The sequence below is a fragment of the Nonomuraea sp. NPDC049421 genome, assembly GCF_040677005.1.
In the GTDB taxonomy this organism is placed as follows: domain Bacteria; phylum Actinomycetota; class Actinomycetes; order Streptosporangiales; family Streptosporangiaceae; genus Nonomuraea; species Nonomuraea salmonea.
Genome location: NZ_JBFAQA010000032.1, coordinates 87746 through 108765 on the forward strand (window position 1 = coordinate 87746; position 21020 = coordinate 108765).

The 21020-nt window shown below is 72.2% G+C and carries 11 protein-coding genes; all 11 read right to left on the reverse strand.

Annotated features, from left to right (window positions below):
- Window positions 1-8 precede the first annotated feature (8 nt).
- On the reverse strand, window positions 9-701 hold the full coding sequence (locus tag AB0K18_RS40215) for a hypothetical protein (protein WP_364925802.1): 693 nt from the start codon (window positions 699-701) through the stop codon (window positions 9-11).
- Window positions 698-1231 (reverse strand): hypothetical protein, encoded by a 534-nt coding sequence (locus AB0K18_RS40220; protein ID WP_364925804.1) that lies wholly within the window; start codon window positions 1229-1231, stop codon window positions 698-700. Before AB0K18_RS40220 ends, AB0K18_RS40215 begins: the two co-directional genes overlap by 4 nt.
- A gap of 1 nt (window position 1232) precedes the next feature.
- Window positions 1233-2549, reverse strand: a complete 1317-nt coding sequence (locus tag AB0K18_RS40225; RefSeq protein ID WP_364925805.1) for a hypothetical protein — start codon at window positions 2547-2549, stop codon at window positions 1233-1235.
- Window positions 2550-2628: 79 nt separating this feature from the next.
- Window positions 2629-3600: a helix-turn-helix domain-containing protein gene (locus tag AB0K18_RS40230; protein ID WP_364925807.1), complete on the reverse strand. Its 972-nt coding sequence runs from the start codon at window positions 3598-3600 to the stop codon at window positions 2629-2631.
- On the reverse strand, window positions 3597-5003 hold the full coding sequence (locus AB0K18_RS40235) for a condensation domain-containing protein (protein WP_364925808.1): 1407 nt from the start codon (window positions 5001-5003) through the stop codon (window positions 3597-3599). Before AB0K18_RS40235 ends, AB0K18_RS40230 begins: the two co-directional genes overlap by 4 nt.
- Window positions 5000-5254 carry an acyl carrier protein gene (locus AB0K18_RS40240; protein ID WP_364925810.1) on the reverse strand — a complete coding sequence of 85 codons (255 nt, stop codon included), beginning with the start codon at window positions 5252-5254 and terminating at the stop codon, window positions 5000-5002. The genes AB0K18_RS40235 and AB0K18_RS40240 overlap by 4 nt, the downstream gene beginning before the upstream one ends.
- A complete protein-coding gene (locus tag AB0K18_RS40245) occupies window positions 5251-5454 on the reverse strand; it encodes an MbtH family NRPS accessory protein (protein ID WP_364925812.1) in 204 nt (67 codons plus the stop codon). Before AB0K18_RS40245 ends, AB0K18_RS40240 begins: the two co-directional genes overlap by 4 nt.
- A 1-nt stretch (window position 5455) precedes the next feature.
- Window positions 5456-10978 (reverse strand): amino acid adenylation domain-containing protein, encoded by a 5523-nt coding sequence (locus AB0K18_RS40250; protein WP_364925814.1) that lies wholly within the window; start codon window positions 10976-10978, stop codon window positions 5456-5458.
- A 37-nt stretch (window positions 10979-11015) separates the two neighbouring features.
- On the reverse strand, window positions 11016-17174 hold the full coding sequence (locus tag AB0K18_RS40255; RefSeq protein WP_364925816.1) for an amino acid adenylation domain-containing protein: 6159 nt from the start codon (window positions 17172-17174) through the stop codon (window positions 11016-11018).
- Between the two features lie 23 nt (window positions 17175-17197).
- A complete protein-coding gene (locus AB0K18_RS40260) occupies window positions 17198-18682 on the reverse strand; it encodes an AMP-binding protein (protein ID WP_364925818.1) in 1485 nt (494 codons plus the stop codon).
- A gap of 236 nt (window positions 18683-18918) precedes the next feature.
- The gene (locus AB0K18_RS40265) at window positions 18919-20994 is read right to left on the reverse strand and encodes a hypothetical protein (RefSeq protein WP_364925819.1); all 2076 of its coding nucleotides are present in this window, start codon (window positions 20992-20994) and stop codon (window positions 18919-18921) included.
- Window positions 20995-21020 lie beyond the last annotated feature (26 nt).

Below are 21020 nucleotides of genomic sequence, written 5' to 3' on the forward strand. Positions count from 1 at the left end.
ATCTGCGATCACGACTCCGGGGTGAGGCGGAGGCTGTGGGGGGAGAGGTCGGCCTGGAGGCGGATGCCGCCGATGATCGTGCCGCGGTCGCTCGCGGCGTTCTTCGTGGCCCAGGCCATCGCTCGCTTGCGCAACTCCGCCTGGGGGACCAGGGCCGCGTCCGCCATTGTGGCGAACAGCGTCGTGCAGGCCTCCGCGCGGGTGCCGAGGTGGCAGGTGGCCTTCAGGACTCGGATCCTGCGGGCCGAGTCGTACTCGATGTCGACGTACCTGCTTTCGTCGTCGCCGGGCGGCAGGCAGCGCATCCACTGCTTGGCCTTGCTCCACGTGTCCGGGTTGCCGGGTTTGTTGGTGCAGGTGTAGGAGTTGGCCTTCTTCATCCACTCGTCGACGATCAAGGTGAGGGTGACGCCGGGCAGGTACTGGTCGTCCACGTCGGGGAAGTCGTCGCCGAAGGTGAGTGCGGCGGCGCCCGCTCCGGGCTCGGTGGTCAGCCAGCCGGTGCCGCCGCCCAGGACGATGCCCAGCACCAGGGCCGCGACCGTCACGGCGGCGAGCGGAAGCACGAGACCCTTCTTCGCCGGGGGCTGAGGTGCTGGGGGGCGGTAGGGGTACGGGGGCTGCGGGGCGGGCTGGACGGGCCGCCAGGCGGAGCCGTCCCACCAGAAGCGGCCGTCGGGAGAGCGCTGGCCTGCGGTCATGTCGCAATCCTGATGTCGAGCTGCACGGCGTCGTCCTTGGACGTCACCAGCACGTACGTGTAGTCGAGGATCGTGGCCTGGGTGTCCTTGTCGGCCTCGATCATCGTGGACAGCCAGTCGCGGATCTGGGCGGTGGCCGCCGGGTCGTCGCGGTACGGCAGGACGGCGAACCAGGTCAGGTACGCCAGCCCCGCCTCGGTCAGCGGGTCCCCGTCGGCGTGGAAGACGGTGCCGGTCAGCCGGTGCACGCCGCCGTCGGAGACGTTCACCCGCGCCTGGAAGCCGATCGAGCCGACCACCATCTCGCACAGCCAGACGCCCGAGGTGTCCTCGCACTCGTGGCCGCGGCCCTTGAGCGCGTCGAGCAGCGCGGGCGCCTTGACGCCTGGGATGCAGGCGCGGGCGCCGCACGACTGCGTCACCTGGCCGGCGCGCAGGTCACCGGCGTACAGGTACGAGCCCGTGCCCGCCGCGAGGAAGGCGGCCAGGCCGGCCGCCAGGATCACGAGCCGGCGGGAGCGTCCGGTCACCTCATGCACCGTTCCGTACGTACTGGTTCCACCGGCTGCGGAACGCGGCGGCGGACAGGCCGAGCACGTCCCGCGCCATCCTGTCGAAGATCGGCAACTCGAAGAAGGAGGCGCCGGAGCTGACGCGCTCGATCACCCGCGCGTACAGCTCGACCGCCGCGTCCCGGCCCTTGAGCCGCTCGGCCAGGCTGAACACGGTCGAGCCGAGGGCGTAGTTGAAGTGGATGCCGTCGCCGCCGTAGAAGTCCTCATTGGACGGCGGCGTGCCGCGGAACAGACCACCCCGCACCCCGGCGACCACCTGTGACCGGATCTCGGCGGCCCGCGCCGCGTCGCCGACCGTCTCGGTGTAGCGGGCGAAGCCCTCGATCGCCCAGGTGGGCGGGCCCAGCTCGCCCACGTTGGCCATGGTGGCCCGCGCGCTGACCGCGTGCGTCAGCTCGTGGCGGATCGTGCTCGCCGGGTCGGCGTCGCCGTGGCCGCTCAGGTTGACCACGATGCGCGAGGCGGCGTACTCGCCCTGGTGGAGCTTGCCGTTCCTGCCCACGCCGAGCTCCCGGTACTGCACGCCCAGGGCGTTGGCGATGCCCGGGCTGCCGAACCACTGGCGGAAGTTGCCCGCGTCGCGGGTGAAGAACAGGACGTGCCCCGGGTACGTGAGCCGGTCGCCCCACAGCCGCTCGATGATGCCCAGCTCCCGCTCGGTGACGGCGGCGTAGCGGTCGAGGTCGGTGACGCTGCGGTCGCCCGCCAGCCACACCTTCTCCCCCACCTGCACCACCTTGAGCCGGTCGGTGTGCCAGGGCGCCTCGGCCGCCGGCGCGCTGCCGCTCTGCGCCGGCCGGTTCTTGAGCGTGACCCGGGTGATGCCGGTGATCACGTCGTCCTTCATCCGGTAGACGAACGACTCGGCGGGCGCGATGTCACCGGGACCGGCGTCCGCGGTCAGCTTCACCACCCGGACGATCGGCCCGAGGCTGATCTCGCCGCCGGACCCGGGCCGCTCGGTGGTGTACGCGGTGCTGTGCCTGACCTCGGCCAGCTCGAACTGCCGCAGGTTCGCGAAGACCAGCTTCTCGTACCGCATGAGCTCGTCGTCGGAGTCGTCCAGATCCGCCAGGTACGCGCTCTCGTCACCGCTCATCAGGGCCGCGGCCCGGCGCTCCAGGATCTTGCGCAGGCGCTGCTTGCCCGAGGCGCCGGTGTCGTAGTCCTCGCTCTGGATGAACGGCCGCGGCGGCCCCCCACACCCGGCGACCAGCAGCCCTCCGGCCACCAGCACCGACCGCCTCGACCACATCCCCTTCGCCTCCGGCATCTCCGCATCCCCCTTGTGCGGGATGAGAATCTAACGAGGCCGCGGACGGCGGTCATTGGCGGTGAGCGCACAGTGGTTGTCACCGGGCGCGATCGAGATGCCGGCGGTACTCGCCGGGCGGCATGCCGTACGCCCGCCTGAAAGCGCGGCTGAAGGCGGCGGCGTCGGGCATGCCCCAGCGCCGCGCGATCTCGGCGACGCCGCGCCGGTCGAGGCGGGGGTCGGCCAGGTCGGCGCGGCAGCGTTCCAGGCGTTGCGTCCTGACGTACTCGCTGACGGTCTGCTGCTCGTCCTCGAAGACGTTATGCAGGTAGCGCAGGGAGATGTTGTGCGCGGCGGCGATCCGCGCGGGGCTCAGCGTGACGTCGCCGAGGTGCTCGCGGACGTACGCCTTGATCTGCCGCGCGAGCGTCTGCCTGCGGGTCTCTTCGGGCAGCAGGCGGGTCACGTCCGCCTGCTCGGCGAGGAACGCGGCGGTCAGCTCGACCGCCGCCCTGCCCAGCGCGTCGCTCTCGGCGTCGCCCAGCGCGCGCCCCTCCCGCACCAGGCCGCGCAGGAACTGGGCCAGCAGCGCCCCCGAGCCCCGGGCGGACGGCAGCGGCCTGGCGACGTGCCGGCGCAGCTTCTGCTCGGGGACGGGCAGCGCGGCGCGCGGCACCTGCAGCGAGATGATCCCGGCCAGGCCGCCGTCGCGGCAGTGCACCCGGCTGCCGTACGGCTGCGAGGTGTCCATCAGCATCAGGTCGCCCGCCGCGAGGTCGGCGCGCCGGCCGCCCTGCTCGAACGACATCGACCCGGAGCAGGTCAGCGTCATCCACCACTGGTCGGGATCCCCCTGGCGGACGAACCGGGCGGTGCGCAGCGTGTGCAGATCGGGGTAGCGGGGCGCCGACACGGTGGCCTGCCCCAGGCTCAGCACCTTCAGCGAGGCCCGATAGTCGTCCTCGTGCTCGCTGCTGATCCGCAGCGGCATCATGTGCCGCCCGATGAGCCCGCACCACCAGTCGAAACGTTCGGCGGGCGGCACGTCCTCGCTACGCCACTCGATCACGTGCGTGATTTTAGAGCAATGTCCGATTCGGCTGGTGGGACGAGATCCTTGACTGCGGCGATGGGAACGTCCTCGGTGCAGGTGCGGACCACCAGGGTCTCGACGGCGCGCAGCATGGCCGTCGCCGTCTGCCTGGTCAGGTACGCGGTGTCGATGATGAGGCTGAGCTGTCCGGTGTCGGGGGCGGTGCCGAGGGTGAAGAACGCTTTGAACCGGACCCCGGGCCAGGCGTTCGTGACGTACGTACGGGTCTTCGCCGTCAGCGGGGTCAGGTCCTCGCCGGTCACGCGGGGCAGGTTCGGCCAGGTTCCGTCGCCGCGCCGGTCGTTGAAGAAGGCGTCGAGGTCGGGCTCGCCGCCCCTGATGCGGCCGATCTCCTCGCGCATGGCCCGCATCTCGAACGGGTCGTAGTGGGCGTTGCGATAGGCCATGAGAGCGCTGTGGTGGGCGGCCAGGCAGGTGTCGGTGAAGCCGGTCCCCGGCAGGTCGAGCACGAGCAGGGCGTCCTGGCCCACGGTGGCGACCAGCGGACGGGTGCGCGGGTCGCGCCGGTTGCTGTGGACGAGCTGCATGACCGCCCGCGGCCGGCCGCTCGTGACGGCGAGGACGGTGGCGCAGGCGGCGATGAGCACGCTCGTCGTACTGATCGTCAGCCGCTCGGCCAGCCGCACGGCCGCCGCGGCGAGCGCCACCGACTCCATGCCGACCTCGATGAACCGGGGCTCCTCCGGCTCCCCCGGCGGATGGTCGAACACCTCGAGCGGGACGGTTTCGAGCACCTTGCGCCAGTAGCGGATCGACCGCCGCGAGCGGGCCAGGAACGGCTCCTCGCGTTCCAGCGCCGCCTGCTCCATCGGCTGCCACGGCGGCGCCGGCAGGGTGTCGCCGCGCAGCAGCGCCCGCCACTCGGCCGACAGCAGACTCAGCGCCTGGAAGTCCACCGCCAGATGTGAGAAGGCGAAGGCCAGGGCGCGCGGCCGGCCGTCGGCGAGCACGATGACGCAGCGCAGCGGCAGGTCCGCCCCGTGCTCGAAGACGGTGGTGCCCAGCTCGTCGGCGATGCGCGCGGCGGTGCCCAGCGGTCCTTCTGGGCCGCTCCGCACCAGCTCGACGGTCAGCTCGCCGGTGCGCGCCACCCGCTGCACCGGGCCGTCAGGCGTGTCGGTGAACGTGGTGCGCAGGCTCTCGTGGCGTTCGAGCATCCGGCGCAGCGCGTTCAGCACGGTCGGCAGGTCGCGCCTGCCGTGCACCGGCAGCACCCAGGGGCAGTTGAGGAACGACTGGCTGGGACCCATCAGGTGCACGGCCCGCCACATCAGCCGCTGCCCCCAGGTCAGCGGCGCCTCGCCGTCCCTGGTGCCGCTGAACCGGACCGAGGCGGTCGCCATGGGCGGGGTGGTCATCGGACGTCCAGCAGGCCCGACACGTGGGCGGCGAGCGCGTCCACGCGGTCGAAGGCGGACAGGTCGCCGCCGAGGTCGACGTCCACGCCGAAGACGTCCTCGATCGCGTCGATGAGCCTGATCCACGCCAGCGAGGTCAGGCCCAGCGCCGACAGCGAGTGATCGCCGGCGAGCGCCTGCTCGGCGCTGATCTCACCGTCGGACACGGCGGCCACCAGGTCGGCGAGCCTGCGTTCCACGTCACCGCTCACCGCGCGCTCCCTTCCGCCTCCTGGCGCAGCCGTACGCTGCGGGGGCGCATGTCCGTCCAGACCTCGTCGATGTGGTCCAGGCACTCCTGCCGGTCGCCGGTGAAGCCCGTGGCCCGCCAGCCGTCCGGGAGCGGCCGGTCGAGGGGCAGCAGCGAGTACTGGTCCTCGTCGTTGACGACCACCTGGTGTCGTCCCGTCACGTCATTCCTCCTTCTGTCGCAACGCCTGTACGCCGACCAGGTCGTCGGCGACGGCGTCGGGAACCTCGTGGTCGAAGCGGGCCAGCGCCGGGACCCTCATGGCGGCCAGCGTGATCGCCAGGATGGCGAGGCCGAAGAGCACGTACATGAGGCCGATTCCGCGGCCGGGGCCGACGCCGATGACCGCGCCGACCGTCGAGGCGAGCGCGCCGCCGTCCAGCAGGAGCGGGTCGAGCAGCGCGGCGGCGTACGGCGCGACGAGCCCGTAGCCGATGGGCAGCGTGGACCAGGCGATGAGCGTGTTCATCGCGAACACCCGGCCGTGGAACCGCTGCGGCACCTTGACCTGCACGATCGTCGTGTAGATGCCGTTCAGCAGGGTGATCCAGAGCGTGATGCCGCACACGCCGACGGCGATCACGGCCAGGTCGGCGCGCAGGCCGGTGAACAGGCAGAAGCAGCCGAGCACGAGGCTGCACAGCAGCACGCCGCGCAGGCGCATCCGGCGCGGGCCGCCCCAGACGACCATGACGAGCGCGCCCGCGAACGTCCCGACCCCGGCCAGGAAGGAGATCCTGCCGACGTCGGCCAGCTCGGCGAAGGCCAGCACCAGCGGCGAGAACATCAGCAGCAGCGGCGCGAGGAACACGTTCAGCACGACGAAGAACAGCAGCATGGCGACGAACCCGCGGTGGCCGAGCGAGTAGCGCAGGCCGCCGAGGATCTCGTTCTTGATCGACTCGCGGCGCCGCCAGGGCATGCTGTCGGGGAAGCGCACCGCCAGCAGGACGGCGATGGCGACCGCGTAGCCGGCGATGTCGAGCAGGAGGATGCCGCCGAGCCCGATCGCCGACATCAGGCCGACGGCGAAGATGGGCACCAGGAGCTGGGCGGTGCCGGTGCCGAGCTGCGTGATGCCGACCGCGTGCCCGAGGTAGTGCTTGGGGACGAGCTGCGGGACGGCCGAGAAGTACGCCAGGCGCTGGAAGGTGAGCGCGACGGACAGGCAGCCGAGCAGCGGGTAGATCATCTCGACGGACAGGTTCCCCGTCCAGAGCAGCACGCCGAACGCGAGCTGGATCGTGAACGCGGCGGCGTCTCCGGCCAGCATCACCCGGCGGCGGCTCGTCCTGTCGATGATCGCGCCGGCGACCGGCGCCACCAGCATGCCCGGCACCAGGCCGACGACCGCCATCAGCGCGAACTTCGCCACCGACCCGGTCGTCGTGTAGATCCAGAGGGGGACGGCGAACTCCGTCAGCGCCGAGCCCGTCATGGAGACGAGCTGGCTGAGCGCGACGGCGAGGAAGCGCGGGACGCCGGGCCTGACGCCGGTCGGGGCGGGCATCGTGTCGGCGTGCGACACGTCGTGCAACCACCAGGTACGAGCGCCGCTCCGCGGCGGCCCGGCCGGGCGGTGGCGAGCCGGTTCCGTCAGGGCCGGTCCCGCCGCGTCGGCCGCTCCCACCACGGCCGGTTCCGCCACGGCCGGTTCCGCCGCGTCGGCCGGTTGCTCCAGGTTCTGGTGGACGGTGGTGACGATCTCGGCGAGCTCTTGTGCCCGATATTTCAGGAAAAAGTGGCCCGCCTCTGCGAGCACGACCACCGCCGACGCCGAGGTGAGGAAGTGCCATTCGCGGAAGCGTTCCTGGTAGTAGTCCGTCGCCGGATCCTCGGTCCCCACGACGCTGATCACGGGAGCGCGCAGCCGCTGCGTGCCGGACTCGAACAGCCGGGTGTAGTAGTCCTCTGCCTCCCGCGAATCGCGGCGCATGTTGCGCACGATGCGGCGGGCCTGCGCGGGGTCGAGGTCGCTCATGTCCACGCCCTGCGAGATCAGCCAGTTGACGTAGCGCTGGTCGCTGCGCAGCCGCTCGGCCTCCGCGATCTTGGCGATGCGCGACATGACCCGGCCGCGCGGGCGGGCGAACGGGAAGATGCCGCCGATGTAGACGCCGTCGAGCTCGCGTCCGGCGGCTTCGAGCCGGCGGGCGATCTCCACGGTCAGCGCCGAGCCCACGCCGCAGTGCCCGTACAGGACGATCGGGCCCTCGACCTTCTCCAGGACCTCGCGCACGCAGCCGGCCGCCAGCTCGTCGAACGGCAGCCTGTCCTCGTCCATGCCCACGTCGTGACCGGGGATCGCGACCGACCAGAGCGCGTGCCCGTCCGGCAGGGCGTCGGCGAGCGGCTGGTAGACGACGGCGCTGCCGCCCCCGTACGGGACGCACACGTAGCTGAGGACCGGGCTGGTGCTGCCCGCGGCGGTCAGCCGGTGCAGCAGCGAGCGGGGCCCGCGCCGGTCGGCGGGGGTGTCGGCGAGAGCGGCCAGCTCGCGGATCGTGCGGTGCTTGAACACGTCCATGACGCTGACCACGAGGCCGGCCTCCTGGCGCAGCCGCGCCACCACCTGGGTCGCGAGCAGCGAGTGCCCGCCCAGGTCGAAGAAGTCGTCATGAACGCCGACCGCCTCGACGCCCAGCAGCTCACCCCAGATGGCGGCGAGCGTGCGTTCCGTGGGGGTGCCGGGCGCGATGAACTCGACCGTCGCGTCCCTGGTCGCCACGGGTGCGGGCAGGCGGCGGCGGTCCAGCTTGCCGTTGGGGCTCAGCGGCAGGGCGGCGAGCGTGACGTAGCTCGCGGGGACCATGTAGTCGGGCAGCGTCTTCTTCAGCTCGGCGCGGAGTGCGCCGTGGTCGAGGGCCTGGTCGAGCGCCTGGTCGAGCGCCTGGTCGAGCGCCTGGTCCGGGGCGTCGCCCGTGCCGGGGGTGACGTACGCGACCAGGCGGTCGTCGCGGACGATCACGGCGGCGTCCCCGACGGCGGGCAGCCCGCGCAGCGCGGCCTCGATCTCGCCCGGCTCGATGCGCAGGCCGCGCAGCTTGACCTGGGCGTCCAGCCGGCCGAGGAACTCCAGCACCCCGTCGGGGCGGCGCCTCACCAGGTCGCCGGTGCGGTAGAGGCGCGAGCCGGGCGGCCCGTACGGGTCGGGCACGAACCGCTCGGCGGTGAGCGCGGGACGGCCGAGGTAGCCCCTGGCCAGGCCGGCGCCGCCGATGAACAGCTCGCCTGGCGCCCCGATCGGCACCGGGGACATGGCGGCGTCCAGGACGTACAGGGTGGTGTTGGCGATGGGGGTACCGATCGGGACGCGGGCCACCGAGGTGAGGGTGCCCGGCCTGCAGTGCCAGGCGGAGACGTCCACGGCCGCCTCGGTGGGGCCGTACAGGTTGTGCAGCTCGGTGGCGGGGAGCGTGGCGACGCAGCGGCGGGCCAGGTCGGCGGGCAGCTCCTCGCCCGAGCAGATCACCCGCCGCAGCGAGCCGCATCCGGCGCCGCCGTTCTCGGCGAGGAAGACGGCCAGCATCGACGGGACGAAGTGGGCGGTGGTCACGCCTTCCGTGGTGATGAGCTTGCGCAGGTACGCGGCGTCCTTGTGGCCGCCCGGCGTCGCGAGCACCAGCCTGGCCCCGCAACGCAGCGGCCAGAACAGCTCCCACACCGACACGTCGAAGCTGAGCGGCGTCTTCTGCGCCACGACGTCCGCGTCGCCGAGCCGGAAGCGGTCCTGCATCCAGTCGAGCCGGTTGGCGATGGCGCCGTGGGTGTTCGGCACGCCTTTGGGGCGGCCGGTGGAGCCGGAGGTGTAGATGACGTAGGCGACGTCGTCGGGCCGCACGTCGGGCAGCGGTCCTTCCGCGCCGGTCCAGACGTCAGAGTCGTCCAGATCGAGGACGGTCGCGCCGGTGTCCGGCAGGTCAGGACGGATGCTCCGCTGGGTGAGCAGCACGGCCGGTGCGGCGTCCGCCAGCATGAACGCCACCCGGTCCGGCGGATATTCAGGGTCGATCGGCAGGTACGCGGCGCCCGCCTTGAGCACGCCGAGCAGGCCGGGCAGCAGGTCCAGCGAGCGTTCCGCGCACACGGCGACCACCGTCCCGGGGCCCGCGCCGAGGTCGCGCAGCGTGCGGGCGACCCGGTCCGCCGCGGCGTCCAGCTCGCCGTACGTCAGTGACCGCCCTTCGAAGCGCACCGCGACCGCGTCTGGGGTGCGGGCCGCCTGGGCCTCGATGGGGCCGTGCAGGGTGGCGGGGCCGGGGAAGTCCGTGGCGGTGTCGTTCCAGGTGTGCAGGACCTGGCAGCGTTCGTCCTCGGTGAGCAGGTCGATGCGGGAGAGCGGGGTGCCGGGGTCGGCCGCGACCCGCTCAAGCAGCGTGCACAGGTGGCCGGCGAGGCGTTCGACGGTGTCCGGCTCGAACAGGTCGGTGTTGTAGACGAACATGCCGCCCGAGTCGTCGCCGGCGTACAGCTCCAGGTCGTACCGGGTGGCCCAGGCGTCCACGGGGAAGTCGGTGACGGTCAGCCCGGCGGGCGGGTCGATGGCCTCGTGGCGGTAGTTCTGCATCGCGAACATGACGCCGAACAGCGGTGACCTGGACACGTCGCGCGGCACGTCCAGCTCGGAGACGAGCTGCTCGAACGGCAGGTCCTGGTGGGCGAAGGCGTCCAGGACGAGGTCGCGCACCCGGCCGACCAGCTCGGCGAACGTCGGGTCGCCGGTCAGGTCCACCCGCATGGTGAGCATGTTCACGAAGCAGCCGATCACGCCGTCCAGCTCGGGGACCTGGCGGCCGGCCACGGGCGATCCGACGGCGACGTCGTCGGCGCCCGCGTACCGGCCGAGCAGCGCGGCGAGCGCGGCCAGCATGACCATGTACGGCGTGGCCCGGTGCGCGCGCCCGAGCCCGGCCAGCCCGGCGGCTACCTCAGGGGCCAGGGTGAACGGGTGCGCGGCGCCGGTGTAGGTGCGTTCGGGCGGGCGTGGCCGGTCCGCGGGCAGGTCCAGTGGTTCCAGGCCGGCCAGCCGGTCGCGCCAGAAGTCCAGGTCGCGCTCGGACGGGGGCAGGCCGCGCTGCCAGGCGGCGTAGTCGGCGTACCCGACCTGCGGGGCGGGCGGTGTGCGGTCGTCGTAGCGGGCGAAGACCTCGCGCAGCAGCACGTCGGCCGACCAGCCGTCGGCGGCGATGTGGTGCACCGCGATCACCAGCACGTGGTCGTCGTCGCCCAGCCTGATCAGCAGCGCCCGTGCGATGGGCCCCGCCGCCAGGTCGAACGGCACCGCCAGGAACCGCTCGACCTGCTCCTTCGCGGCCGCCTCGTCCGGCGCGTCGCGGACGGTGAGCGGGAGCGTGGCGTCCGCGGCGAGCAGCACGCGCGGGCGGCCGTCCTCGGTGGCGGGGAAGCGCATGCGCAGCGCGTCGTGCCCGGCCACGACGGCGTCCAGCGCGGCGGCCAGGGCCGCGGCGTCGAGGGGGCCGCGCAGCCGCAGCCTGATCGGGATCGTGAGCTGGGCGGTGCCCGGCGCGAACTGCTCCAGGAACCACAGCCGCTCCTGCGCGTGCGACAGCGGCGGCGGCTCGCCGCCGGGGCGCGCGGGGATCGTACGGCGCGGCGCCGCCCCGCGCCGCAGCCGCTGCGCCAGCAACGCCTGCTTGGCCGCCGACAGCTCGTTCGAGCCCGTCACTCCCCCACCTCCAGCAGGTGCGCCGCCTCACAGCGGGTCACTCCCCCACCTCCAGCAGTTCCGCGGCCTCGGCGTCGGTGAGTGCCGAGAGCTGCTCGATCACCAGCCGCTCGACGGCGGTCGCGAGCCCGCCGACGGTCGGATGGTCGAACACCGTGCGGATCGGCACCTCCGTCTCGACCGCGTTGCGCAAAAGCGCCGCGACCCGGGTGGCGAGCAGGGAGTGCCCGCCCAGGGCGAAGAAGTCGTCGTGGACACCGACCGTCTCGAGGCCGAGCAGCTCACCCCAGATCTCGGCCACCAGCACCTCGGCGTCCGTGCGCGGAGTCACGAACTCCGCGGCGGGTCCCGGCTCGGGCGCGGGCAACGCCGCCACGTCCACCTTCCCGGTGATCGTGAGCGGCAGCGCCGGCAGGCTCACCCAGGCCGTGGGCACGAGATGCGCCGGCAGGGCCGCGGCCAGGCGCGCCCGCAGCTCGTCCGGCTCGGCCGGCCCGACCACGTACGCGGCCAGCCGCTCCCCGTCCGCCGTCACCACCGCCTGCCGGACACCCGGCTGGGCCAACAGGGCGGCCTCCACCTCGCCCGGCTCCACGCGGAACCCACGCACCTTCACCTGGGCGTCGAAGCGGCCCAGGAACTCCAGCGTCCCGTCCTGCCGCCACCGCACCCGGTCGCCGGTCCGGTAGAGCCGGGAGCCCGGCGGGCCGAAAGGATCGGGGACGAACCGGTCGGCCGTCAGCGCCGGACGCCCCAGGTAGCCCCGCGCCAGCCCCGCCCCGCCCAGGCACAGCTCGCCGGGGAAGCCGGGCGGCACGGGCTCGCCGTACGGGCCGAGGACGTGCACGGTCGTGCCGCCGATCGGCCGGCCGATGGGCGGGCGGCCCACGGTGTCGGCCGCGCCGAGGTCGGCGGCCGTGGCGATGACGGTGGCCTCGGTCGGCCCGTACGTGTTGACCAGGCGCACCCGGTCGCCGAACCGCTCCCGCCACCTCGCCACCGCCGCCGCGTGCACCTGCTCGCCACCGAGGATCACCAGCCGCAGCGCCTCCGGCCAGGTCACGTCGTCGAGCGCCTCGGTGAGCCGGTGCCAGTACGCGGTCGGCAGATCCAGCACGGTCACCCGCCGGCCCGCCGGTGTGCGCAGCACGTCGGGCAGCGACGCGGCGCCGCCGGGCAGGAGCAGCACGCCCGCGCCCGCCGTCAGCGCCGGGTACAGCTCCTCGGCGTGGGCGTCGAAGCTGAGCGAGGCGAACTGCGCGACCCGGTCGTCCGGCCCGATCCCGTACGACTCGCGCATCCACCGCACGCGTCCCGCCAGGCTGCCGTGCTCGACCAGCACCCCCTTCGGCCGGCCCGTCGATCCCGAGGTGTAGATCACGTACGCGGGATCGTCCGGCTCGACCGGGTCCCAGTCGCCGCACCAGCGGGGATCGCCCGCCCCTGTCTCGTCGTCGGCGACGAGCACGACCGTCTCCCCCGGCAACCGCGACGCGAGCCCGGCGTCGGTCACCACCAGCCGGGCGGCGCTGTCCTGGATCAGGAACGCGAGCCGCTCGTCGGGGTAGGCGGGGTCCAGCGGCAGGTACGCGCCTCCGGCCCGCCAGACGGCCAGCAGCGCCACGACGGCCTCGGCCGACCGCTCCAGGCAGACGCCGACGACGCACCCGCCCGCGACGCCGCGCCGCCGCAGGGCCGCCGCGAGCCGCGCCACCTTGGCGTCGAGCTGCGCGTAGCTCATCGCCTCTCCGCCCCACAGCAGCGCCGTGGCCTCGGGGTGGGCGGCGACGGCCCGCCGGATGAGCGCGGGCACGCTCTCCACGCCCCCAGGGCTCGCGGCGCTCAGGACGCCCCTCTCGGAAGCGGCCGGAGCACCCCCGCCCGCCAGAACGGCCGTGTCGGCGTCCGTCAGCAGGGGCAACCGGGAGATCGGGGTCTCGGGAGCGTCCGCGATGCCCTGGAGCAGCGTCTCGAACCGGGCGGCCAGCGCTTCCACGGTGTCCGCCCGATACCGGGTGACGTCGTACCCGAACACCGCGAGCAGCCCTCGCTCGTTGCGCCACGTCTCCAGCGACAGCTCGAACTTGGCCTGCCGATACCCGCCGTCGAACAGCTCCACCCCGAGGTCGCCGACCCGCTCGGGCGGAGTCCCCTCCCCCGCCTGGCTGTGCAGGATGATCATGGTGCTGAGCAGCGGGTTGCGATGCAGGTCGCGGGGCACGCCCAGCTCGCCGATGAGCCGTTCGAACGGGACGGTCCTGTGGGCGTGCGCGTCCAGCACCGTACGCCGGGTCGCGTCGAGCAGGTCGGCGAAGCCCGGATCCCCTGACAGGTCGCCGCGCAGGACCAGCGTGTCGGTGAGGTAGCCGATGACCGGCTCCAGCTCCATCCGGTCCCTGGTCGCCCACGGGGTGCCGACCAGGATGTCGTCCTGCCCGGTGTGCCGGGCCAGCAGCACCTGGTAGGCGGCGGCCAGCACCATGAACAGCGACGCGTTGTGCTCCTGCGCGACCCGTTCCAGCCGGGACACCAGCTCCGCGGGCACCGTGAAGGTGTGGAACGCGCCCTCGGGCCGCTCGCCTCGCGGCAGGTCGGCGGGCAGGTCGGCGGGCAGGTCCAGCACGGGCGGGTCGGCGAGCTGGCCGCGCCAGTAGGCCAGCGACTCCTCGGAGTCCTGTTCCCGCTGCCACAGGGCGACGTCGCCGTACTGAATCCGCAGCGGCGTGAGCTCCGCGTCCCTGTCCTGGTAGAGGGCGAACAGGTCGTCGAACAGGATCCCGAGCGACGTCCCGTCCGCGATGACGTGGTGCAGCACGAAGCAGAGCACGTGATCATCGGGCCCGAGCCTGAGCAGGCTGATCCGCAGCGGCGGCGCCCCCGCCAGGTCGAACGGCGCGTTGGTGCGGTCGGCGACGAGCCGCAGCGCCTCGGATTCCGCGCCGGGCGCGCCCGCCAGGTCGATGCGCTCGACGGTCACGGGGCCTGGCGGGTGGATGACCGTGGTCGGCGCGCCGTCCACGTCGGCGAACGACGTGCGCAGGCTCTCGTGCCTGGCCACCACCGCGTCCAGCGCCTCCTGCAGCGCGCCGGTGTCCAGCTCGCCCCGCAGCCGCAGCACCAGATACATGTTGTACGAGGCGTCGTCCGGGTCGAACTTCTGCAGGAACCACAGCCGTTCCTGGACGAACGACAGCGGCGGGACGACCCCTTCTGGACGCGGCTCGATCTCCGCCGACGGGCCGTCCCCCTGCAGCCGGACGATCTCCTCGACGACCCCCTGAATCGTCGGGTCGTCGAAGAAGGCGTCCAGCGACACGTCCACGCCCAGGCTCTCCCTGATCCTGGCCGTGATCTGGGTGATGGTGAGGGAGTGCCCGCCGAGGTCGAACAGGTCGTCGTCGGTGCCGGCGTCGTCCAGCTCCAGCACCTCGCACCAGATCCGCCGCACCTCCTCGACCAGCGCCCCGCCCTCCGAGCGCGGAGCCGCGGCCTTCTTCGGCGGCTCGGGGAGCGCGGCGCGGTCCAGCTTGCCGATCGGGTTGAGCGGGAGGGCGTCCAGCACGACGTACGCGCTCGGCAGCGTGGCGGCGGGCAGCGTCCTGGCCAGATGGGCGGCCAGATCGCCGGCGTCGGGTTCGCCCAGCGCGGGGACGACGTAGGCGATCAGGCGGTGGTCGTCCGTTCCCTCGCCACGGACGACCACCGCCGCCTCACCCACCTGGGGATGCTCCAGCAGCCTGGCCTCGATCTCGCCTAACTCGACCCGGTGGCCGAGCAGCTTGACCTGCCCGTCCCTGCGGCCGAGGAATTCGATCTCGCCGTCGTCCCGGTAGCGGGCCAGGTCGCCGGTGCGGTAGAGCCGTGCCCCTGGAGGGCCGAAGGGGTCGGGGACGAAACGTTCCGCCGTGAGCGCCGGCCTGTCCCGGTAGCCGCGCGCCACCCCGGCCCCGCCGATGCACAGCTCGCCCGCGGCGCCCTGGAGAACCGGCCGCAGCCGCTCGTCGAGCAGGTAGATCCGGGTGTTGGCGAGGGGCCGGCCGATGGTGACCGGTTCGCCGTCGCCCGGCTCGCCGTACGTGCTCCAGATCGTCGTCTCGGTGGGGCCGTACACGTTGACGACGCGGTCGCAGCGCTCGCGCAGCTCCTGCGCGAGCGGGGGCGGCAGCGCCTCTCCCCCGGCCAGCGCGGTCACCCCGGCCAGGCCGCCGGGCAGCAGCAGCCGCCACACCGACGGCGTGGCCTGGACGTGCGTGACGCCCTGCTCGGCGACCAGCCGGGCCAGCGCCTCCGGCTGCCGTACCGCGCCGTGCGGCGCGACGACGACCCGGCCGCCGGTGATCAGTGGCAGGTACAGCTCCAGTGCGCTGATGTCGAACGCGGGCGAGGTGAGCGCGAGCCAGGCGTCGCCGGGTCCAGAACCGAGCCGGTCGCGCATGGCGAGCAGCAGGTTGGCCAGGTTGCCGTGATCGACCTCGACGCCCTTGGGCCGGCCCGTCGAGCCCGAGGTGTAGATCACGTAGGCCGGGTCGCCGGGTCGTACCGGCTCCGCGAGCCGCTCCCCCGTCTCCAGGGAGGCGCGATCCACTAGGAGCACGTTGAGCCCGTCCGGCGCGTCGGTCTCGGACAGCACCAGGCGGGGGCGGGCGTCGGCCACGATCATGGCGAGCCGTTCCGCCGGGTGGTCGGGGTCGAGCGGCAGGTACGCGGCCCCCGCCCTGTGCACGGCGAGCAGGCTCACCAGGAGCAGGTCGGAGCGCCGCAGGTGCACGGCGACCAGCTCGCCACGCCTGACCCCCGCCTGCCTGATCCGGGCGGCCAGCCGCCCGGCCGCCGCGTCCAGCTCCGCATAGGTGAGCTCGCGTTCCCCGAACGTGACGGCGCACGCGTCGGGACGCGTCCGCACCTGCTCGGCGAGCAGGCTCGGCAACGTCGCCCCGGCGGGGTAGGCGACCTCGGTGTCGTTCCACTCGACGAGCATCCGCCGCGCCTGCGGCGCCGGCATGACGTCCAGGTCGCTCAGGCACGTGCCGGGATCGTCGGCGGCGTGGCGCAGCAGGGTGCGCAGGCCGTCGGCGAAGCGGGCCGCGACGTCGCGGTCCACGGCCGCCGGGTCGTAGCGGACGCACAGGGCCAGCCCGCCGGGGCCGTCCACGATCTGCAGGTGCAGCGGGTTCCGCGCGCCGCCCGCGAACATCATGCGGTCCACGGTGACCTTCAGGCCGGGGAAGACCGGGTCGGGCTCCTGCCTGCGGTAACTGATCGACACGGGGAGCGCCGCCCGCCTCGGCGGCGCCGCGCGGAACCGGTACACCGCGCGCAGCTCGTCCCGCAGCCCGCTGACGAACGCGCGGAAGGTCCGCCCCGGCTCCGGCCGGGACAGCACGGGCAGCTCGTTGACGAACGCGCCGATGTGGTCGCGGGTCTCAGGGCCGCGGGTGGTGACGTCGACGGCGACCGCCACGTTCTCCGTGCCGTACCTGAACAGCAGCGCGTGCACGCCGGCCAGCAGCACCTCGAAGGTCGACGCGCCGGTCGCCGCCGCGGCCCTCCTCGCGGAGCGGGTCAGCTCGTGGTCGAGCCCGGCGTCGATCTGCTCGCCGAATCCGTATCTTCTTCCGGTACGCCGCTGGCCCGGCAGGACGATCTCGGCCGGCTCCGTCCAGCGCCCTGCCCAGAACTCCCCCGCCTCCGCCAGCACGTCCTCGCCCGGCTCCTGCCAGGTGAACGGCAACGGCTCGACGGCCTCGGAGGCGTAGAACCGGGCGAGGTCGCGTACCAGGATGTCCTTGGAGATGCCGTCGAAGACCAGATGGTGGGCGACGAACAGCAGCAGATGCCGCCCCTCCCCCGCCGGCGCGAGCGTGAACCTGGCGAGCGGCCCCTTCTCCAGGTCGAACGGCCGCGCGCTCTCCTGCCTGATCAGCCGGTCGGGATCGTCGAGGTCGGCGACCGTCACGGACGGTTCCGCGGCCGGGACCAGCCGCAGCCCGTCGCCGCTCTCCGCGACGGCGGTGGCGAGCACCGGGTGCCGGGCGGCCATCGCTTCGCACGCGCCGAGCAGCGCGGGCACGTCGAGGTCGCCGTCGAGCCACAGGGCGAGCGGCATGTGGTACGCCGGTCCCGCCCCCATGCGCTCGCCGACCCACATGTCCTGCTGGACGTACGAGGCCGGCACGCTCTCCTGGCAGTGCGTCATGTGCGTTCTTCCTGTGATCGTGGTCAGGTGGCGTCTGGCCGGAGCAGATCGAGCAGCCGCGACTTCACCACCTTGCCGAGGTGGTTCTTCGGCAGTTCTGGGACGAACAGCAGCCGGCTCGGCAGCTCGTGCCTGGCCAGCCGGTCCATCAGGAAGGTCCGCAGGTCGGCGAGGCTGACCGGCGACCTGGTCACGACGGCGGCCGCGGTGACCCGGCCGAGCACCGGATGCGGCACCCCGACCACGGCGGCCTCGGCGACCGACGGATGCTCGTACAGCGCGGCCTCCACCTGCAGCGTGGACACCTTGTGCGCGCCGGACTTGATGACGTCGCTCTCGCGGTCGACGAGGTAGAGGTAGCCGTCCGCGTCGAGGTAGCCGACGTCGCCCATGCGCACCCAGCCGTCGCGGAAGACGGTCTCGCTCAGCCCGCGGTCGCGGTAGTAGGAGCGGGTGCCGACGGGTGAGCGCAGCCAGACCTCGCCCGTCTCCCCGGTCTTCACGGGCCGCCCGTCCGGGCCGACGATCTTGAGGTCGCCGCCCGAGTGGGGCCGTCCCACCGAGGCCGGGCGCGCGGGGTCCACGATCATCACGGTCTGCGCCGGAGCCGCCTCGGTCGAGGTGTAGTAGTTGACGATCGTGGCCTTCGGGAACGCCTTCGCCATCCCGGCCGCGACGGCGGGCGGCAGGCTCGCCGCGGTGGATCCCAGCAGCCGCACGCTCGACAGGTCGTGCCGCTCATGGACGCCGGCGTTGAGCAGCTCGATGGCCATGGCGGGCACCACGAAGACCGTCCCCACCCGGTACGACTCGATCAGCCGGGCGAAGCGGGCAGGCGTGAAGCGCGGCATGGTCAGCGCGGCCGGGCGGGCGCCCAGGGAGTTGACGAGCATGGTCTGGCCGGCGTTGCTGCCGATGGGGAAGGCGTGCAGGAAGTGCCGGGAGTGCAGGAGGCTGCGGCGCTTGGGGTCGGCGGACAGGCCGTGGGCGAGGTTGGCGTGCGTGGCGCCGACGCCCTTGGCCTTGCCGGTGGTGCCGGAGGTGTAGATGATCTGCGCCAGCGCCTTCGGAGCCAGTGCGACGTCCCGCCTGCTCACCGGACCGTCGCGTTCCAGTTCCGCCAGCGTCGCCCGCCACGCCCCTCCGTCCGGCGGATCGATCGCTGGCCCGTGCAGGACGGCGCTCACGGAGCAGTCGGTCAGCGCGTGGCGTACCTCGGCGGGGGCCAGCCGCGCGGACAGCGGCACGGCGACGCAGCCCGCCCGCATCACCCCGCACCAGGCGACGGCGAGGTCGATCCAGTCCCGCTCGTCGAACACCAGCCCGACCCGCTGCCCGTCCGCCAGCCCGCGTTCGATCAGCGCGTGGGCGACCGCGTCGGAGCGCCGGTCCCACGCACCGAACGTCAGCGTCCCGACCTCGGCCACCACGAGCGCCGGGCTCTCGGGCTGCTCTTGGGCGCGACGCGCGAGCAGACCCGGCACCAGCAGCCCAGCGTCACCCTTCACCACGGTAAGTGACCGAAATGTTTCGTTACCATGGCCTACTTCCTTGACTCGCATCCCACGCAGATCACGCCATATACGGCCACCCCGAAACCCGTATGGACGGAAGAATAGGCAATCCACGCGATCCACAACAGAGGGAAACTTTAACAACTTGACCGAAAGTTTCGAGTCCGTCACGGAAGACGAGACCAAAGCCCAGCGAGTCGCCTGAGTGATCAGCCGGCGTACGCCTGGGATCAAGCCGACGACGGCGGTGCGGAGTCAAGAGGCTTGGAAGGCTCGGGGAGGGCCAGCATCCCCGCGGAGCCGATGGCGCCTGGGATCTTCTGGCTCGCCCTGAAGTCGCGCAGCCTTCGCTGCCGTCTCGCGCGTTCGTGGGCGAGCCACTCGCGCCCCTCCGCCGACACAGCCTCCAAAATCCTGAGCGCTCCCGTTACGCCGGACGTGTCGAGGGCGAGGGCGGTCAGAAAGGTGATGTCTTCTCGCGTCCGATCGATCAGCCCCTGCTCGAAGCTGTCGACGAGGACGTCGATGTGCTGGCCGTTGACGAGCGAAAGCCTGAAGGCGCGGCTGAGGATCAGCGTCTGCTGGACATGGGGCTGGATCTCCTCGCGTGCCATGACGTGTCGGTGCCCATGCTCGAAACGTACGGCCACCTCGGCGACCCGCGCCGAAGCGATCATCTCGTACCTGAACGTGGTCCGGCGCTCATCGTGAATGGCTCCGGAGAAGAAGTCGAGATCGACGGTGACCTGACGGACGCCGCCCTCAGTGAGCAGGAAGAGCAGCACCACATAGGCGGAGTAGCGCAGCGGACCGTACAGCACACGGGCACGCCGGCAGCGTGGCGCCCCCTCGGTGAGAGTGAGATGCGCGATGACGTCGCGATTGCTCAGGCCGTAATGCTTGAGCGCCAGCGACTTGATCATCATCTTGTCGTGATCAAGCCACGCGGCCATCTCGGCGTCGCTGGGACGGTCGGCGAGCACCCCGGACCAGCGCTGGTACTCCTGCTGCTCGGCGGCCCATCGGCGGTCCGCTTCCGACACCGTGCGCGGGTGGTTGAGAGCCGCGGCGAGGTAGTTCAGGGAGTCATTCCATGACGTCGCGGCGCCAATACCCATGAGCAAGCCCGCACCGAGCAGGCCGAGGAAGCTTGCGCTTCCCGCTCCGATGAGGACGATGAACCCGGCGATCAGCAGAGCCCCGTTACCTGCCAGAACGGCGATCGGCACATCCTCCCGCCGCAGCGGGACTCCGGAGCCGAACTGCCGTGCGGCGTTCTCGGCATGCCACTTGATGAGCCACCTGATCGGCCCCACTCTGCTGTGGTCGCCGCCGTACAGGTAGACCAGGTCAGCCTTGAGCTTCTCACGCACCGGCACGCTGTCCCAAGCGAACTGTTGAGCGGCGATGGGATTGGCCGGCCCTGAAACCTGGAACCAGTGATCGACACTTGAGGAGACCGCCGCGCCGAAGTTCTGGTTCCACCCACCCGGCGGACGTCCCCTGTCGGCGGATCGGCGCGGTAGGGCGTACATGATGGTGGTGGTCAGCCAGACGCCGGCCAGCGCGAGCACTATGATCACAGCAATCAGGCTGCTGCTGGCCGTAAGGCTCACGATCCAGAGGACTCCGAGACCGGCGAGGACGCTCCCGAGGACGGCCTGGAATCTCTTGCCGGCGTCCAGAACCGGCGGGGCGGCGGGGAGCCTCCTAGGCGCTGCGGGGGTGGGTTCGAAGAACTTCCACACCCTGCGCCCCCTGTCACCGCTGAAGCGCTTCGCCTGCACATATTGCGCCTCCAACTCCTCGACGCGGTCCTGAATCCATCCGTTGAGGATCATTTCGAGGTGGCGATGGATCTCGTCGCGACGTACCTTCGGCAGCCCGCGATAGGCGTCGAACGCGGCCGAGAAGCGGGTGAGGTCGGGTGCCCCGTGTTCCTCCTCCTCGGTGATGCAGTTGATGAGCTCGATCACCACGTCGAACGCCTGCCGCCACGCGTCGTGCGGAAATTCTGCGGCCATCGTGCTCGCAGCCGACAGGTGAGTGAACTCGTCCGGCCCCAAATGGTCGAACGAACGGCCGCTCAGAATCGCCAGAGTCCAGTAGTAGGCAACTTCACTGGATCGGCAGCCGAACATCGCGGCATCCCGTATCAGGGTTTCCGCCCGCCGGGGCATGTCGCCTTTAAGGTAGTTAAGGCCGACTTGGTATTTTCGATCAGGTTGATCATTGTCCGAGACTGAATAGATGGTGACGTTACCGTCCACGTATCCGATCTGGGCGTCTACGTGCGCTTCGTCCATGGCGACATTGTGCACACCTGGCCATC

Excerpts from the sequence above, each read along its gene's own strand:
- AB0K18_RS40215 (WP_364925802.1), bottom strand. The coding sequence starts at position 701 with ATGACCGCAGGCCAGCGCTCTCCCGACGGCCGCTTCTGGTGGGACGGC.
- AB0K18_RS40225 (WP_364925805.1), bottom strand. The coding sequence starts at position 2,549 with ATGCCGGAGGCGAAGGGGATGTGGTCGAGGCGGTCGGTGCTGGTGGCC.
- AB0K18_RS40235 (WP_364925808.1), bottom strand. The coding sequence starts at position 5,003 with ATGACCACCCCGCCCATGGCGACCGCCTCGGTCCGGTTCAGCGGCACC.
- AB0K18_RS40255 (WP_364925816.1), bottom strand. The coding sequence starts at position 17,174 with ATGACGCACTGCCAGGAGAGCGTGCCGGCCTCGTACGTCCAGCAGGAC.
- AB0K18_RS40265 (WP_364925819.1), bottom strand. The coding sequence starts at position 20,994 with ATGGACGAAGCGCACGTAGACGCCCAGATCGGATACGTGGACGGTAAC.